The organism is Acinetobacter cumulans, assembly GCF_003024525.3.
GTDB lineage: Bacteria > Pseudomonadota > Gammaproteobacteria > Pseudomonadales > Moraxellaceae > Acinetobacter > Acinetobacter cumulans.
In genome coordinates this window covers 2,964,852-2,981,720 of sequence record NZ_CP035934.2, presented here as the reverse complement: position 1 = coordinate 2,981,720, position 16,869 = coordinate 2,964,852, and the positions used below count along the sequence as shown (strand labels likewise).

20 protein-coding genes are annotated in these 16,869 nt (G+C 42.4%); 5 read left to right on the top strand and 15 right to left on the bottom strand.

The window, feature by feature from the left end:
- Positions 1-228 precede the first annotated feature (228 nt).
- Both C9E88_RS13970 and C9E88_RS13965 read left to right on the top strand, forming a co-directional pair.
- A complete protein-coding gene (locus C9E88_RS13970; protein WP_106985127.1) occupies positions 229-780 on the top strand; it encodes a hypothetical protein in 552 nt (183 codons plus the stop codon).
- 177 nt (positions 781-957) lie between these two features.
- Positions 958-1,485, top strand: a complete 528-nt coding sequence (locus C9E88_RS13965) for a peptidoglycan amidohydrolase family protein (protein ID WP_106985128.1) — start codon at positions 958-960, stop codon at positions 1,483-1,485.
- A gap of 50 nt (positions 1,486-1,535) precedes the next feature.
- Here C9E88_RS13965 and C9E88_RS13960 read toward each other — a convergent pair whose 3' ends face one another.
- The 3 genes from C9E88_RS13960 to lgt all read right to left on the bottom strand — a co-directional run bounded on the left by C9E88_RS13960 (position 1,536) and on the right by lgt (position 3,210).
- Positions 1,536-1,901: a hypothetical protein gene (locus C9E88_RS13960; protein ID WP_106985129.1), complete on the bottom strand. Its 366-nt coding sequence runs from the start codon at positions 1,899-1,901 to the stop codon at positions 1,536-1,538.
- A complete protein-coding gene (locus C9E88_RS13955) occupies positions 1,901-2,287 on the bottom strand; it encodes a hypothetical protein (RefSeq protein ID WP_106985130.1) in 387 nt (128 codons plus the stop codon). Before C9E88_RS13955 ends, C9E88_RS13960 begins: the two co-directional genes overlap by 1 nt.
- A gap of 110 nt (positions 2,288-2,397) precedes the next feature.
- Positions 2,398-3,210 carry a prolipoprotein diacylglyceryl transferase gene (lgt, locus tag C9E88_RS13950; RefSeq protein WP_106985131.1) on the bottom strand — a complete coding sequence of 271 codons (813 nt, stop codon included), beginning with the start codon at positions 3,208-3,210 and terminating at the stop codon, positions 2,398-2,400.
- Positions 3,211-3,303: 93 nt separating this feature from the next.
- Between lgt and C9E88_RS13945 the strand changes: the two genes are divergently transcribed.
- Positions 3,304-4,089 carry an NRDE family protein gene (locus tag C9E88_RS13945; protein ID WP_106985132.1) on the top strand — a complete coding sequence of 262 codons (786 nt, stop codon included), beginning with the start codon at positions 3,304-3,306 and terminating at the stop codon, positions 4,087-4,089.
- Between the two features lie 77 nt (positions 4,090-4,166).
- On the opposite strand, the gene C9E88_RS13940 is transcribed toward C9E88_RS13945, so the two are convergent.
- From C9E88_RS13940 to tatA, 4 genes are all read right to left on the bottom strand, one after another.
- A complete protein-coding gene (locus C9E88_RS13940) occupies positions 4,167-6,194 on the bottom strand; it encodes a PhoX family protein (protein WP_106985133.1) in 2,028 nt (675 codons plus the stop codon).
- A gap of 197 nt (positions 6,195-6,391) precedes the next feature.
- Positions 6,392-7,162: a twin-arginine translocase subunit TatC gene (tatC, locus tag C9E88_RS13935; RefSeq protein ID WP_106985134.1), complete on the bottom strand. Its 771-nt coding sequence runs from the start codon at positions 7,160-7,162 to the stop codon at positions 6,392-6,394.
- Positions 7,159-7,596 carry a Sec-independent protein translocase protein TatB gene (tatB, locus tag C9E88_RS13930; protein WP_106985135.1) on the bottom strand — a complete coding sequence of 146 codons (438 nt, stop codon included), beginning with the start codon at positions 7,594-7,596 and terminating at the stop codon, positions 7,159-7,161. The genes tatC and tatB overlap by 4 nt, the downstream gene beginning before the upstream one ends.
- 12 nt (positions 7,597-7,608) lie before the next feature.
- The gene (tatA, locus tag C9E88_RS13925; protein WP_106985136.1) at positions 7,609-7,827 is read right to left on the bottom strand and encodes a Sec-independent protein translocase subunit TatA; all 219 of its coding nucleotides are present in this window, start codon (positions 7,825-7,827) and stop codon (positions 7,609-7,611) included.
- A gap of 182 nt (positions 7,828-8,009) precedes the next feature.
- Between tatA and C9E88_RS13920 the strand changes: the two genes are divergently transcribed.
- Positions 8,010-8,888, top strand: a complete 879-nt coding sequence (locus C9E88_RS13920; protein ID WP_106985137.1) for an AEC family transporter — start codon at positions 8,010-8,012, stop codon at positions 8,886-8,888.
- A gap of 48 nt (positions 8,889-8,936) precedes the next feature.
- On the opposite strand, the gene C9E88_RS17930 is transcribed toward C9E88_RS13920, so the two are convergent.
- Positions 8,937-9,062: a hypothetical protein gene (locus C9E88_RS17930; protein WP_256733383.1), complete on the bottom strand. Its 126-nt coding sequence runs from the start codon at positions 9,060-9,062 to the stop codon at positions 8,937-8,939.
- 266 nt (positions 9,063-9,328) lie between these two features.
- The gene (gene rdgB, locus C9E88_RS13915; RefSeq protein WP_106985138.1) at positions 9,329-9,952 is read right to left on the bottom strand and encodes an RdgB/HAM1 family non-canonical purine NTP pyrophosphatase; all 624 of its coding nucleotides are present in this window, start codon (positions 9,950-9,952) and stop codon (positions 9,329-9,331) included.
- Positions 9,953-10,095: 143 nt separating this feature from the next.
- Between rdgB and C9E88_RS13910 the strand changes: the two genes are divergently transcribed.
- A complete protein-coding gene (locus C9E88_RS13910) occupies positions 10,096-10,554 on the top strand; it encodes a GNAT family N-acetyltransferase (RefSeq protein ID WP_106985139.1) in 459 nt (152 codons plus the stop codon).
- A 75-nt stretch (positions 10,555-10,629) separates the two neighbouring features.
- On the opposite strand, the gene C9E88_RS13905 is transcribed toward C9E88_RS13910, so the two are convergent.
- From C9E88_RS13905 to C9E88_RS13880, 6 genes are all read right to left on the bottom strand, one after another.
- Entirely contained in the window at positions 10,630-11,220 is a 591-nt protein-coding gene (locus C9E88_RS13905; protein WP_106985140.1) for a tetratricopeptide repeat protein, read from the bottom strand.
- Positions 11,217-11,810 (bottom strand): methionine biosynthesis protein MetW, encoded by a 594-nt coding sequence (gene metW, locus C9E88_RS13900; protein ID WP_106985141.1) that lies wholly within the window; start codon positions 11,808-11,810, stop codon positions 11,217-11,219. Before metW ends, C9E88_RS13905 begins: the two co-directional genes overlap by 4 nt.
- A complete protein-coding gene (metX, locus tag C9E88_RS13895) occupies positions 11,810-12,970 on the bottom strand; it encodes a homoserine O-succinyltransferase MetX (RefSeq protein WP_106985142.1) in 1,161 nt (386 codons plus the stop codon). Before metX ends, metW begins: the two co-directional genes overlap by 1 nt.
- Before the next feature lie 143 nt (positions 12,971-13,113).
- Positions 13,114-14,811: a 2-isopropylmalate synthase gene (gene leuA / locus C9E88_RS13890; protein WP_106985143.1), complete on the bottom strand. Its 1,698-nt coding sequence runs from the start codon at positions 14,809-14,811 to the stop codon at positions 13,114-13,116.
- 268 nt (positions 14,812-15,079) lie between these two features.
- Positions 15,080-16,183, bottom strand: coding sequence for an alpha-hydroxy acid oxidase (locus C9E88_RS13885; RefSeq protein ID WP_106985144.1), 1,104 nt, complete (start codon positions 16,181-16,183; stop codon positions 15,080-15,082).
- Positions 16,180-16,863, bottom strand: a complete 684-nt coding sequence (locus C9E88_RS13880) for a Fe2+-dependent dioxygenase (RefSeq protein WP_106985145.1) — start codon at positions 16,861-16,863, stop codon at positions 16,180-16,182. Before C9E88_RS13880 ends, C9E88_RS13885 begins: the two co-directional genes overlap by 4 nt.
- Between the last annotated feature and the right edge of the window lie 6 nt (positions 16,864-16,869).

Genomic DNA, 16,869 nt, shown 5'->3' with positions numbered 1-16,869 from the left:
CTAAATAAAATTTTGCGAGCTATTTTAGCCTGTTTTTGGCGCAGAGCAAAATGCTACATACAGCGTGCAATTTTTGCATTTTGTTACGTTTTGAGATGAACTTTATGTCGCTTACTTACAATTTTATAAAGAAGATTTAAGTTTGGGTTTTTACTATCGTCTGCATGAAAAATAGTCTGGTTTTTTGCACAGGACTGCAAATTTGAAGTGAGTCATTGAGGACAGCGGATGTTAGTTGATAGCCAATACCTTGAAATACATAATAGTTATGCTCAGGCACAGCCACACGAGATTGTAAAAACCACAAATCAATATCCTCAGCGCACCAGTGTTGATCCAAAAGTTGATCCAAATTTAACAGCGCAATTTTTTCAAAAGCGTGATGTAGTTAACACTTTTAATATGGACAACACAACTGGAATTCAAATTGACCGATTTATTCAGAAGCTAGACAGTATTAAATCTCATGTGAGTTCGCAGCGTTGTGCGCGTAGTATTCGGATTGCTTTAGAAAGTGCAGGTGCAGTTATTGGCAGTCATCCTATTGCGGCTTCAGATTGGGGGGATACTTTAATGAAGCTGGGCTATAAACATATTCAGCCTGAGTTTGATCGTCCACAAGAGGGTGATATTTATATTATTCATCGGACTTCAAAGCATGTATATGGCCATATTGCTGGCTTTACAGGTTCGGAGTGGGTCTCGGATTTTAAGCAAAAAAGCTATGATGTGTATAAAGATGATGGTGTGCAATATGAATATTATCGTTTGGCACTTTAGAGTGAATATTTAGAATTAATTTGTTTAATAATTATACAAATAATGGATATTAAAGTACTTTTCTTAAATTTTCTTACATTTTCGGCATGATATTTTAAGTTTAGGGGCGTAGTATCGGCCGCTGTTTAGGGTAGTAAATTCAATCAAGATGGATTGAAAAAGAGGTTGTTGTTTCACATGGCTTATGATCAAGGCGTTGACGTACAAAGTGTAAATGGTCCAGTCAAGGCAGAAATCGTGATCCGATCCCAGCAAGCACCAAAGCGTTCATATCGTAGTAATAGTCGTGTGAGTGCGCAAGACGATACACCACGTAAGCTTTTTGGTGCGGACAATGGTCAGCGTATTGATATTGATAAATTTGCGCAAAAGCTTCGCGGTGTAACTGCACAAACCAGCTCGCAAAAATGTGCCAAGAGTGTTCGTATTGCTTTGGAGTCTGCGGGCGCGAAATTTAATAATCATCCTGTAGCAGCAGCAGATTGGGGCAATACCTTACAAAAAATTGGTTATGAACGAATTAATCAGTCTTTTGACCGTCCTAAAAAAGGCGATATTTATATTATTAACCGTACGCAAAAGCATGTGTATGGCCATATTGCGGCGTATACAGGTTCAAATTGGGTGTCGGACTTTCAGCAAAGTGGCTATGCGGTGTATAAAGACCCCAATGTACGTTATGAATACTACCGTTTAAATAAATAACGTCTGCCGTTCAGCAAAATTGAGCAAACATCTAATTTAACCGCGTCACGCTACTCAAAGCGCTTGGCGCGGTTTTCATAAATAGACACCAAAAACAAAGCAAGTGCGCTAAAGCAAATGCACTGTAAGGCCAAAATGGCACGGTGTGCTGTTGGAAGCTGACTGATAAGGATCAGTAGGGCGATGACAGGAGCAATCATTCTAAAATAATGAAATGCTTGGTTTGGAGCTTTCGCTTGTTGTTGAGCATAGCTTCGCATGAGGTGAATGGCGATCCCAATGGCCAAACTTAACCCTGCAAATAGGGGTGTCAATTGTTGAATTTGAGAAGCCCAATACACCACGGCACAGACAGCGATACACAGCACCAGTTTTATTTCACGCGTACAGCGTTTTGAATACCAAAATTCGAGCATTAGGGCTGTGCTTCTGGAGGTTGATTTTGATTCAATAAGGACAATGGTGAAAATAAGCAAATCGCCAAGGCCATAAAGCCAATCCCTTGTGCGCCTGGAATCAAAATTTCACCATCTTTCATGTGCATAAAAATGAGCGCCAAGAGTAATGCAATTGGAATCCACGTCAGTACACGGTAAAACAGTCCTGTTGGATTTTTACTGGCAAAGTGAATTTTACAATAGCGGCAAATCAGAAAAATAACACCTGTGCCTAAGAACATTAAAATGGCATCAAGTTTGAGGGGTTCTATCCAATACAGCACAGCAGTTGCTATGGCAATGAGGGCAAAGATCAGGAATTTTTTGACCACCGAAATTTGTGGATTAAACCAAAACTCAAGCATATTGGACTGTATCGATTGATAGAAAGGCTAAGACTTTAGCACAGAATGCGGTCAAAAATGCAGTACAAAAAAGCGGAGCTCAAGCTCCGCTAAAATGCTAAATCATGATGTTATTTATTTTTGAGCGGGCCCCAATCATAGATTTTTTTCTGGTACGCATACCATAGCATCCATAGGCCAATGAGGATCATTGGAACTGTAAGGAATTGACCTTTACTCATCCACCCAATAAAGAGTTGTCCATTGTCTGGTTCACGGAAGAACTCGACTACGAAGCGTGCAATACCATAGCCGATGAGGAACAGTGCAGAAACGGCAAAACGTGGACGAGGTTTAGAACTGAACCACCACAGCACGATAAATAAAATTAAGCCTTCACACAGTGCTTGATAAAGCTGAGATGGATGACGTACTAACTGTAATGGATCGGTTGGGAAGATCATGCCCAAAGCAAAATTTGGATCGTGTACAGGACGGCCATACAGTTCGCCGCCAATAAAATTACCAATACGACCAAACATCAGACCAGTCGGCACACAGGGTGCAATAAAGTCTAAAGTTTGGAACCAGGTCATTTTGTACTTTTTGCACCAAAGGAGCATGGCCACCATCACCCCAAGGAAGCCACCGTGGAAGCTCATGCCTCCAGTCCAGACTTGGAATAGCCACAGTGGATTTGCCAGAAACTGATCAAAACCATAAAAGAAGACATAGCCTACACGGCCACCGATCACAACCCCCAAGGCGCCGTAAAAAATCAGATCGGATACCATGTCTGAAGTCCAACCATCACGTTGTTTGGCGCGGTGCGTTGCGAGACCCCAAGCAAATAAAAAGGCCAATAAATACATCAGTCCATACCAATGGACTTGTAATGGACCCAGCGACACGGCAACTGGGTCGATATTTGGGTAGGTCAGCATTGCTGCTCCTTAGCATTTTGTTTTGCACAGATTTTAACGGAATCTATAGAAATATGTTGTATATTCAATGTGTAAAGATAATGAACTTTGACTATGTGTATTGTGGCCTTTGCTTGGCAAGTGTTGGATGATTTGCCACTGTGTTTAATTTCCAATCGTGACGAATTTTACCATCGTCCTACAGCGCCTTTGCATGTATGGGCACAAAGTCACATTGTGGCAGGACAAGATTTACAGTCGGGTGGAACATGGATGGGCGTGACGGCTACAGGGCGCTGGGCCATTATTACCAACTTTAGAGATGGCACAGACAAAACTGAATATGCCACGTCGCGCGGTCATCTTATACAAACATTTTTAGCCTCAAATGAAACGCCGATTCGCTTTGCACAGACCTTGGAAAAGCATCAATGTGAGTATGCAGGCTTTAATTTATTTTTGGGTGATACCCAGCAAGCCGTCTATATGAGCAATCGAGGTGAGGCGCCACAAATCTTAGCAAAAGGGGTATATGTAGTGTCGAATGGACTTATGTCGGAAGATTGGGTCAAGACTCGACATTTACGTAAACGCTTTACGCAAGAGCTCTTGCCAATGTTGCAGCAGCCTCAAATCCCCACTGCGGACATCGAACACGCCGTTTGGGATATTTTAGAAGATGAGCGCAAAGTGGTGCTTGAGCAACTCCCAAATACAGGTATTCAACCAGAAATGGAAGCGTTGTTATCGTCCACTTTTATTCAAAGCCCTGTGTATGGGACACGTTGCTCCAATTATTTAAGTCTGCATCATCAACAGTGGCAATGGTTGGAAAAAATTCAGCAAGGTGAACAGCAAGGTCAAATCAATAAGTTGCAAGTGCCACTTTGTTCAGCTTAAGCCACCCTATAAATATGATCTAAATCAGCCCAATAAAAATGCCAGCAATGTGCTGGCATTTTTATTATCGCATGATCTTATTTTGTTGCTGTGGGTTTAGTAGTAGAAGGTAATACATCTGCAGTGATATAGCCTACCGATGCACTGAACTTCTGGTTGTAGCTTTTATCAATGGCTACATTCAATTCATTTTGCATGCTTAAGCTTAAACCTGTACGTACACCCGAAGCATCAACTTTGTAGAAGCGGTTCCATTCATCACCCGGATGTTGGAAGTTGCTCATAATATAAGTCCAACCGTTGATCGAATCTACTGCATGTAAGCCAGTTGATTCTGCACCTGCAGGCGTTGATAGGATACGATCAAGCTTTTGTGATTCTACATTGTACGCCCAAAGATAGTTGTTGATGTGGTTGCCACTATCTTCACCAATAAACAGGGTACGGAGTTGCTCAGAGAATTTAAGATTGTCTGGGCTGGCAATTTTGTCAGGATGTGCAGTGTTGCCCATGCTATCTAGCGCGATGTCTTCACCTGCCAATAGTAGCTTAGATTGGTAAGGTACCCATTCACTGTTAATTGGCATGCCAGTGGTCGTCGACTGACCGCCACTCAGATCGTGTGCTAAAATACCGCCTGCTTGAATTTTTGTGAATTTTACATTGTGGGCAGCGCTATAGCTTGCTGTACCTTCAACCATCGAATCCACAATATTGGCCAACGCAGAATACGCCACTTTGTCTTTAATGTTCACTGTGGTGCCTTCCATTTTGGTAAAGGCCATACTTGCACCTTTAAGTGCAGCATAACGATGCGTTTCTAAAAAGGCTGCTGCTTTTTCCATGCCCGGTTTTACTTTTACCCAAAGTTTTTTCTTGGCTAAAATAATCGAGGTAAAGCCACTCAGATCCGCAGGTTTGTTGGTGTCGGTATCAAGATAGCTTTCCATAATGTCGCTTGGTTGAATGTTTTGTACATTCACCATATCTTCAATTTCTTTACTGCTTGCTTTACCCAGTTCAATCCATTTGATTTGACCTGTTGTGGTATTGCTGAGCAAGCTGGTAAATTTTGCGACGTATAAAGTGCCTGAATTTAGGTCCTTTTCTTTATCAGCCACAAACATGAACAAACCGCCGTTGGTGTAGTCGTCGCCCATAATCACGGTTTTATTGTCAGGCATAACATGGACAAGCTCATGTGAAATACGGCCCATACAATAGTGTTTGATAATTTTGCCACTGCCGTCTGGGTTAACAATTACTTCTGGTAGATGACCATAGTTATAAGGCTTGGCAGCATTCGCATCGCCAAAGAAGTTTTTGCCTAAACCAGTCGGGCTTGGGCCACCAATACCTTGGTTAAAGGCATCGGGTTCATATTCTTCGCTTGATAAATGCGTATTCCAAGGTGAAAGGCTGGCACCACAGGTAATCCATAAACCATGAACAGGTGCTGTGTCTACGTTGAAGTATTTCTTCAGCTCGAGATGCCCAGTTTTTTGGTCTTGGTCTAGGGTTAAAATCGCAATCGGTGAAGGTAAATTGCCGTATTCACTTGTTCCAGCTTGGTTCATGGTGGCATATTCAAATTGCACCACATGAAATACAGGATTGGTCACGCCATCGACTTTGGCATTGTCTAATTTTAACAGTGATGAACCATCTGGGCAGTCAGAGAAAAATTGACGTGCTGCTTGTGTAGAGGATGAAGTATCCATAATCGGTTGGCCTTGGGCATTAAAATAGCCACCAGCGACAATTTCGCCACCGCCCCATTTAGGTACTTTTGAACCCGTTTCAAAGAAGCTCTTATAACCCAGTTGATATTCTGTACTGGTTGTATCATCCCAAGTAATTTTAAGTTTTGAGCTGACCGCTGTTTTGGCCATTTCAGCCACAGTGATAGGTGCTGCCATGGCTGTAAATGTCGCATTTTTAAAATTCACAGGTTTAACAGGTGGTGTAACTACTGTGCTGTCATCACTGCTATTACAACCTGATAAGGCTGCTGCTGTGCTCATTGCGCCTAAAGGCAAAAAAGGAATCCCTGCAAACCATTTTAATAAATCACGGCGGCTTGGCTGTTGAGTATTGGCTGTCATAGTACGTCCGTAAGCGATGTTTTTTTAAATAAAAGTCGGTCTATAAATCGCTTATGATTGTAGGAAGAGGAAATGACAGTTTTTTGACCGAATGAAGACAGTTTAAAGATAAAACGAAAAGATAAAAAATGCGCCCTTTCTACAAAGGGCGCATTCAGCCAAGGTCAATTGAATATTGAAGTGTGTATGCACACGGACTATGTGTCTGTGCTTTGCGGTTTTTCGAGAAATTTACCCAGTAACAGTCCTAGCTCAAAAAGCATCCACATCGGCACGGCCAGCATCACCATGGAGAGTGCATCGGGTGGTGTGGCAAACATCGCCACAAAGAAACATCCCACCACAATAAAGCGTCGTTTTTCCACTAAACTTTGGGTGCTGACCACGCCAATTAAAATCAAGACCAAAGTAATAATGGGAATTTCAAAGGTGAGCCCAAACACTAAAAATAGCTTTAAACAGAAGCTTAAATAGCTATTAATGTCGGTCATGGGCGCGACGGATTCGGGTGAAACACTAATAAAAAAATGCAAAATTGCGGGTAGGGTAATGAAGTAGGCAAACGCAATACCCACATAAAATAAAGCAATACTGCCAATTAATAAGGGCATAGCCAAATGTCGTTCTTTTTCATATAAGGCTGGGCGTACAAAAGCCCATAGTTGATAAATAATAAAGGGCATGGCCAGCATGAGTGCCACAAATAAATTTAACTTAAATGGTGCCATAAATGTTGCGGTCACATCGGTTGCAATCATGGTGGATGATGCAGGAAGTTGTTGGCGCAAAGGCTCAGACATCAGTTGATAAGTGAAATTACGAAAGGGCAATAAACAAAAAAATAGCAATAAAGTAACGGCCACTATTTTAAAGAGATATTTACGCAGAATAATTAAATGCTGCATGACTGGCATTTGATCCAGCTGTTCGTGTTCAGTTTTCACTAAGGGCGCGGGCAGTTCATTCATACAGCAATCTTCAATTCAATGGCAGAGGTTTGAGTCTCGAGCATGTGCACCAAAGCCTTAAAATGCTGTTGTAGATGCAGGCGTGCATAAGGACTCGGAATTTGTGTGTTGAGTGGATAATAAGGCGTAGATGGTATGGGTGAGTTGATCTGTTGAGCTGATGCTACGGTTCCAGTCTGACGCAATGCATCAATTTGTTGTTGCATGCGTTTTTCGAGTTCAGTCATGCGTTCGATTTCTTTTTGCACTTCGGCGCGAAACTCAGACAGTTTTAATTCTTGATCAATCTCATTTTGCACACTGCTAATAAAGCGCTTTATTTTGCCATACCATTTGGCGGCAAAACGCGCGCCTTCTGGGAGCTTTTCTGGGCCTAAAACCAAAAGCGCAATAATGGCAAAGCACAGCAGCTCAGTAAATCCAATATTGAGCATGATGTGTTTCTCTTAGCTTTTTACAGAACTTTCAGGGGTTTTGACTTGGGCATCGATGGTACGTGGTTCTTGTAGTTTAGCTTGCTCAGCTTCATCATCGCGTACGGATTTTTTGAAGTCTTTGACTGCGCCACCGACGTCTTTCCCTAGGTTTTTAAGCTTAGATGTACCAAATAATAAAATCACCACGATTGCAAATATCAGTACATGCCAAATTGATAATCCAGCCATTTTGTCTTCCTCGTTTAATTTTTAAACATTGCAACAGTTCTGCATGACAAGGATGTGACAGTTGGGTTTCAGTTCAAAGAAACAGCTTAACTGCCATTGAGCAACATGGGGTTGGTAAGGGGAGGACCAAGAGGATTTGTGCTAGCATAGCGACTCTTGATATCTTTTAGATGACTTAATCTATGGTGCTTATACTGCCACTACTCTCATTTTTAGTGGGATATTGGGGCGTAAGCCGACTGCAAAGTATTCGCGCATTGTTGGCGGCATCGCTGGCCAAATTACTCATTCCAGCGCTCATTGTGTACAACATGGTGTTTTATAAGCCGGGCAGTTTGTGGCTGATTGGCTTAAGCTTTGTCAGTTCAGTATTGTTCTTTGCTATTTTTTATGCCGTTCAACAAGATAAATTGCGTGCGCTGTGTTTTAGTTATTTAAATGGCGCATGGTTAGGCTTTCCTTTTGCTTTAGCTGTATTTGGTCCGAATGCCAGCAGTACCATCGTTGCACTTTATATCGGTGGCTCACTGTTTGGTAATATTTGCGCCGTCATGGCGGTGAGTACAGGCAAACAAGACCTTCGATTTATATGCAAAAATGTGCTTCTTTCACCTCCAGTGATCGCGTTAAGTATTGCTGCAATATTGTCAGTGTGGGATTTGAGTGCATACGAGCAACACCCGATTGTGCAGTGGGCATATCAACTCAACAAAATATTGGTGACCTTTGCAGGCATGTGTGTACTGGGCATGTGGCTGAGTAAAGTTCGCATTGGTTGGCATGATTTACAGCAGAGCCTGATGGTCATACTGGCACGTATGGTGTTGGCTGTACTGATTTGTATCGGGGCCTATGTTCTTTTGCCGATTCCACATCAGCTGTTTATTTATGCTGTTATTTTTATGTTTTTCTGCTTGCCTCCCGCAGCCAATATTGTGGCTTTAGAAACGCATTATCAGGGGACGGGGCATTCCGCAAAATATATTGCATCGGGCACGATCGTCAGCGCCGTAGTGATTTCAATCTACGGCTTTTTACTGCATTGCTTTATGCAATTTTAATGGCTTAGCGCAAGTAAAAATGACTGCTGCGATCGTCACTCAGTGCATTCAATCAAAGTTGAGTTCTTTGCGGAGCTTCCAATCACGGAATAGGGCATAACACATGGCGATACCAATAATGCCTGGAAAGCCAATTCTGCCTTGCAATAGATTGACCAGAAGTATGAGGATCATGACAATTACCAAAACCCGATAGGTGGTGCGAAAGCCAGAGCTTAAAGGATAAGTCAGATTCTCATTGCATGCGGGGCAACTGATTTTTTGGAAACCTAAAAATGATCTAGAGGGTGTTTCATTAAATGGATGCTGACAATACGGGCAAGTACCATGGATCGGATGCAGGGCCATATAGTTCTCTTTTTATGATTGATTATTATTGAAGTAGTTAAATTAAAAAGGTTAGGAGATAACCTTTAACGATAGACTATCTCCTAGTGTATTTATTTCAAGCTGTTTTTAAACAGTTTCATCGCTTGACCGCGGTGACTGATTTTATTTTTTTCTTCTTTACTCAGCTCAGCACTCGCAACATTTAATTCAGGTAGCCAAAATAAAGGGTCATAGCCAAAGCCATTTTCGCCTTGGGCTTGTTCTAAAATCTCACCTGTCCAAATGCCTTGGAAAATTTGCGGCAATGGATCTTCTGCATGTTGTACCAAAGCCAATACACAAACAAACATGCCTTCAATGGTTTCACCATTTTTACGCAATGGTTTTAAATCAGCCAAAAGTTTTGCATTGTTGGCTGCATCATTACCATGCTCACCTGCATAACGTGCCGAGTAAATACCCGGTGCACCACCAAGTACAGGTACGCAAATTCCCGAGTCATCTGCAATCGCAGGCTTACCTGAAATACGCGATGCATGACGGGCTTTAATAATGGCATTTTCCACAAAACTTAAACCATCTTCAATTGCATCTTCAATATTCAGTTTGCCTTGGGCAACCACTTCGACCGGGAGATTAAGCTCTGCAAACATTTTTTCAAATTCTGCAATTTTACCTTTGTTATTGCTTGCAAGAACCAGTGTGCCTTGAGATAGCCAATCGGTAGCAGACATTGTATTGTGCTCATATTGAAAAAAAATAATCGCTTATTTTAGCGTATTTACGATGTTTTCAGGTATTGAATCTGCATGATGAGTTAGAGGTGTGCATTCAGACAGTCAGTCCGCAGAGCAGGTGAAAGAAAAGAGCAATAACAATGAATACAGAAAAAAATTTAAAAAATATTCGTGGCGCTGTGCAGGAGGATGCAACACAAATTGCAATGCTCATCGCACCTTATATTCCGCAGTTTGCACTTGATGAACAAGGCGCACAAAAACTTGAAAAGCCTGCGATTGAGGCACTACTTCAAGATGGTGCTGTACATTATTATGTTTATGAGCAAGCTCAGCACATTTGCGCTGTAATTGCGTTTAAAACCTCAGGCCATTTGATCCACTTTTTTACAGCTCAGTCTTTTCTTCGGCAGGGCATAGGTCGGCAACTGTGGCAGTACGCAGAAGCTTCTATGTTGGCACTCGGCAATCAACATATCAGTGTCAATTCTAGCTGTGGCGCACAGGCCGTGTATGAAGCATTTGGCTTTTATGCAGTCTCATCGGTCATTGAAGCTAGTGGCTTACGGTTTATTCAAATGCGTAAAGATCTCTCTTAATACATCGAATAGATTCTAGATATCTCCAACATAAAAAAAGCGCCCGAAGGCGCTTTTTGTAGTTCAAGAGCGTGATTACTGCGCTTGAATCCATTTGTCTGCACGGTCACGTGCTTGACGAATTTGTTCTGGTGAAAGGTTGGCTGCCAAAGCAGTTTTTTTACCTTCAGACAATGAAATGACTTTATTGTCCAGCATGCCATCACGTGTAGAAAGCTCATACCACTGGTAGGCACCAATGTAGTTTTTCTTTTGCTCTTCCATAACGGCTAAATTAAAGCTGGCGCGGTTATCACCACGGCTGGCTGCTTTTTCAAAGTATTGGCGTGCAAGAACTTCATCTTTTTTGGTGCCAATACCATCAGCAAGCATACGGCCTACATTCAGCTGTGCTGCTGAAATCCCTTGATCTGCTGCAGCCTTATACCAAGCAAAGGCTTGGCGCTCATCTTTTGCAACGTCTTTGCCATTTTGGTATTTCGTTGCTAAGTAAAATTGTGCACCGGCTTGGCCTGCTTTAGCCGCTTTACTTAAGCTATGAATATCCATAACAGAATACTGCGCAGCTTGCATCGCAACAGAAGGGGCTGGAGCAACATAGTCTGCATGGGCTTGAAAACTAAAAAGTCCAACCAGTAGCGTCGTGCTTAGTAATAATTTTTTCATAGAGCGCTCACTCGATATATTGCGACTTCACCAAACAGATTAGGGAGGTGTTTACTGAGTAAACTGTCTTGTTGATCCCCATTTACGGCAAGTCGGTTAATAATCCGAATATTATTTTCTGCACACAGTGCTTCAAAATCTCGGAAAGTACATAAATGAATATTAGGCGTGTTATACCACATATATGGTAAAGCCTCTGAAACAGGCATCTTTCCTTTTAAGGCAAGGAATGAACGTGTCTTCCAATGCGCAAAGTTAGGAAATGTAATAATGGCTTGTTTCCCCACACGCACCATGTCACGTAATAAAACATCTGGTGCATCTACAGCCTGCAAAGCCTGTGCCATAACCACATAGTCAAATGATTGGTCGGCAAAGCGACTTAAACCTAAATTTAAGTCCTGCTGGATGATATTTAACCCGCGACTGATGGCAATTGCAATCTTTTCTTGATCAATTTCGAGGCCGTATGCACGAATATTGTGTTTTTTACTCATGTGAGCGAGCAGTTCGCCATCGCCACAACCCAAATCAAGCACACGAGAACCTGGATTAATCCACTTTTCTGCCAATTGTTGATCGATACGCATTACACGGCCTCCACAGTGGTTGCTTTGAGGTGCTGTTCACCACCTAAGAAGGCACGTAAAGATTTTACGTACAATGGAATTGGGAACAAGAAAGAGTCGTGACCCTGTTCTGCATCAATGTCTAAGTAACTGACATGCTTATTATTTGTGATTAAAGCATCCACAATTTCTTGTGAACGTGAAGGTGAGAAACGCCAGTCAGTGGTAAATGAAACCACCAAGAATTTACACTTCGGATTGGCCATGGCTTTCACTAAAGACTGTTCGTATTCACGTGAAGGATCAAAGTAATCCAAAGCCTTGGTCATAATTAAATAAGTATTGGCATCAAAGTTACGGCTAAATTGCTCACCTTGATAACGTAAATAGCTTTCCACTTGGAATTCGACATCAAAACCATACATAAATTTGCCAGACTTTAAGTCGCGGCCAAATTTTTGCTTCATGGCTTCTTCTGAAAGATAGGTAATATGACCCACCATACGCGCCAAAATCAGGCCACGTTTTGGATAGCTGTCGTTTTCTAAATAGCGACCATTATGAAAATCTGGATCGGATAAAATAGACTGACGTGCCACTTCGTTAAAGGCAATGTTTTGTGCAGACAATTTTGGTGCGCTGGCAATAATCACACATTTGCGTAAACGGTCTGGGAAATCGACAGACCATTGTAGTGCTTGCATACCACCCAAAGATCCACCCACAACAGCATCCCAAGTATCGATGCCTAAACGGTCAGAGAGCATAGCTTGGGTTTTGACCCAGTCACGGACTGTGACCAATGGAAAGTCTGGTCCGTATGGACGATTGTCATTTTCAGGATTGGGTGAAGTTGGGCCTGTTGAGCCATTACAACCACCAATATTATTTAAAGAAACGACAAAAAATTTAGACGTATCAATTGCCTTGCCCGGGCCAATACATGAATCCCACCATCCGGCTTTTTTATCATCTGCATGATGATAACCTGCTGCATGATGATGCCCTGACAGTGCATGACAAATCAAAATCGCATTGGATTTATCTGCGTTCAGCTCGCCATAGGTTTCAACCATGATTTCAAAACGAGGAAGAATTCGACCGCATTCGAGCTCTAGAGGCTCTTCAAATGAGAACTTTTGTGGGGTAACTAAACCCACTGAGTCAGCTGGAAAGGACACTGGAAATGTTCGCCTTAAACCTTGAGGATCAATAATTAAAAGGATACCACTTGGGGGTATCCTTTTAAAATTGTTTTATGTGATAAAGAGCTATAGGCTACATTTTGATGTGAAATCCTTATGTAGCCTATCCGTGATTGGACTTAAGCAGTCGCTGCAATCACCTGATCTAAGCTCAATACGCCTTGATCAATTAAGCGGTTGGTGCTGGCAATAATTGCTTCGATTGATGCAGTTACGATGTTGTCGTGTACACCTGCACCAAAGGCAGCTTTACCCGAACCTTTCACTTGAAGCTCAATTAATGCCAATGCTTTTGCATGTGCGCCAGAGCTAATACTGCGTTCTTCATAGTTTAAGACATCAATTGGTAACTGCAATGCATTCAAGATTGCAGAAATAGGGCCGTTGCCTTCACCGCGCAATTGTTGTGTTTCACCATTTACTTCAATATCTAGCTCAATCACTTGCTTACCGTTGTTGTCATGTAAGCGGTAGTTTTGCGCCACATAATGGGCATCTGCTGTTGCGACATAGGTATCTTTAAACAATGACCAAATTGCTTGTGCTGAAATCTCAGTACCATCTTCATCAGTTTTTTGTTGTACTACTTGCGAGAATTCAATTTGTAAACGACGTGGCAACACCACGTTGTAGTTAGACTCTAACAAGTAAGCGATACCGCCTTTACCAGACTGTGAGTTCACACGGATAACTGCATCATAGTCACGACCCAAGTCTTTTGGATCGATAGGTAAGTATGGCATGTCCCAAATTTCTTCGTTCTTTTGGAACTCGAAACCTTTTTTGATTGCATCTTGGTGTGAGCCAGAGAATGCAGTAAATACCAAGTCGCCTGCATACGGATGGCGTGGGTGTACAGGCAAGCCTGTGCATTCTTCAACGGTTGCAATCACTTCATTGATATTTGAGAAATCTAAGTTTGGTGCAACGCCTTGGGTGTACATGTTCAATGCAATTGCCGCCACATCGACGTTACCTGTACGTTCGCCATTGCCAAATACACAGCCTTCTACACGGTCTGCACCCGCCATAATGGCAAGTTCAGAGGCAGCAATACCACAGCCACGGTCGTTATGGCAGTGTACAGAAATGATCACACCATCACGGCGCTGAATATTGCGGTGCATCCATTCGACTTGGTCTGCATAGACGTTTGGACCTGACACTTCGACTGTTGCAGGTAAGTTCAAAATGACTTTATTGTCTGGAGATGCTTCCCAAATTTCAGTCACAGCATCGCAGACATCTTTCGCAACTTCTAATTCAGTTGCAGTAAAACACTCTGGGCTGTATTGGAATACAAATTCAGTTTCAGGTTGTTTTGCTGCGTATTCTTTAACTTTGGTTGCTGCATTAATCGCTAATTGTTTTGCACCTTCAACATCTACATTTAAGACTTTATTACGGAAAGTCGGAGAGTTTGAGTTGTAGATATGCACAATTGCACGTTTTGCACCTTGTAAAGATTCGAAAGTACGTTGGATTAAATGATCACGTGCTTGAACCAAAACTTCGATATAAACATCATCAGGAATATGGTTTTCTTCAATCAATTTACGCGTGAAATCGAAATCGATTTGAGATGCAGATGGGAAGCCAATTTCAATATGTTTGAAACCAATTTTCACCAACATTTGGAACATTTTAAATTTTTGTTCCATGTTCATTGGTTCAAAAATCGCTTGGTTACCGTCACGCAGGTCGGTGCTCATCCAAATTGGCGCTTTCGTAATTTCGTTATTCGGCCATTGACGGTCTGGTAAGTCTACACGTTGATACATGCGACGATATTTTTTACTTGGATCAGCCAACATCATGAGGTAACTCCTTGTCGTAGCCACTATATGTTAGGGCGTAGATAACATTAGGTACTACTAATATAGATTGTGTCTATGGTATCAATTTACAAGTATGAAGTCGGAAGATTTAGCCAAAAGTATCAAAATTTCATGTGAAGTTACGTTGACTTAGATTTACCGCAGATCATGCAAATTTATAAATAAATATTAATCCACTTATTCCGAAAATATTTTCCTATTTTTGCAATGAGCAGGGATTTATAGAGAAAAATTCTCTATAAAATGGCTATTTTTGAAAAATATAATCTTGGTTAATCTCATCTATGCGGGCTGTTCCCATTAAAGCCATGGTAATTTCAAATTCTTCTTTCAGAATTTTCAGCACATGTGCCACACCTAATGCGCCTGCAGTGGCTAAGCCATAAATCACAGGACGACCGACCAACACCGCTGAGGCGCCAAGGGCAATCGCTTTAAAGACGTCAGAACCACGGCGAATTCCACCATCATAAAGCAATGGAAAATCAGCTGGCACCACCTGTTTAATGAGTTTGAGCGCGGTGAGTGGTGTAATACTGGTATCTAAAACACGGCCACCATGATTCGACACAATTAATCCTTGTACACCATGTTGTATTGCAAGTTGGGCATCCATTGGATTGAGTACACCCTTTAACACAACGGGGAGGTGGGTCTGTTGAACCAACCAAGCAATGTCTTGCCAAGTCGGCGCAATTTTCATGAGCCCTTGAAATACAGGGTGATCACCTTCTTGTAATTCTGGCAGTGGAATGTGCGCAGGGGTATGCGGGTGTTGCATACCTTCAGGTAAATGGAAAAATACCCGACGCTCGCGGTCACGGATGCCTGTATGGGGGGAGTCCACTGTCACTACAATGGCACTGTAATTGTGCGCTTCAGCCATTTTGACTAAATCTAAGGATTTGCTGCGTTCACCTTGCCAGTACAGTTGAAACCATTTGCGCGGATTGTCTGCATTCAGTTCACGCATGTCGGTATTAGTAAAGGTGCTCAATACCATATTGCTTCCCAAAACTTCTGCAGCCAGTGCAGTGGCAGCTTCCGCTTCGGGATGAAATTGCTGTTGGTGCCCAATCGGTGCGACAAAGATGGGATGCGGATAACGTTGCCCGAAGATTTCACATTCGGTATGGCCGTGGGTGAGGTCTTGTAGCAGGCGAGGCATCAGTTGAATGTGGTCAAACGCTGAAAGATTCGAGCGCACACTGACTTCATCCATGGCACCGCCTTGGAGATATTGCCAAACCATGTCGAATAAATGCAGTTGTGCTTGGCGCTCATAGTCTGCAACAGTCTGTAAGTAGGGAGGAATTTGGGTCAGTGGTGGCAAAATTGATGCTTGGCTCATAGTTCGGCCCATTGACGAATCAGGTTATGATAATGGCTGGTTAATTGTACGGTTTCTTCGCAGTCGCCCAGCTTTTGACGCAATTGAATAATGGTCATGTCTAAATTAAACAACATGGCCCGTTGCCAGTCATCCTTCACCATACTTTGCAGCCATGTAAAAGCAGCAATACGCGCACCTTGAGTGACTGGCTCAACACGGTGTAGGCTGGTTGCTGGATACACAATAGCATCGCCAGCATCGAGTTTGACTTCATGTGCGCCGTATGTGTCTTCAATGATCAATTCACCGCCCTCATATTCATCGGGTTCAGAGAGAAAGACGGTCATAGAAACATCGGTACGCACAGATTTATTTTTTTCGGCATAAAAATGCACAGCATTGTCGACATGGTTGCCATAATGCCCCGAATTTTCATAGCGATTGAACATTGGAGGCAAAATGTCTTTGGGCAGTGCAAATGATTGCACCAGTAGGCTACTTTGAATGTGCTGTTGAACAAAGGTACTCAGTTCTTGATATAGCTCGCTACTGGTATTGATTTGTAAGTTGTCTTTGATGAGCTGTGCTTGTCCGCCTGCTGTTTTTTTGCCAGATACCCATTGGTTGTCTTCTGCCATAGCTTGGCGAATAGATTGGACTTGCACTTTAGAAAGCACATTGGGAACATGAAGCAACATGGCAAG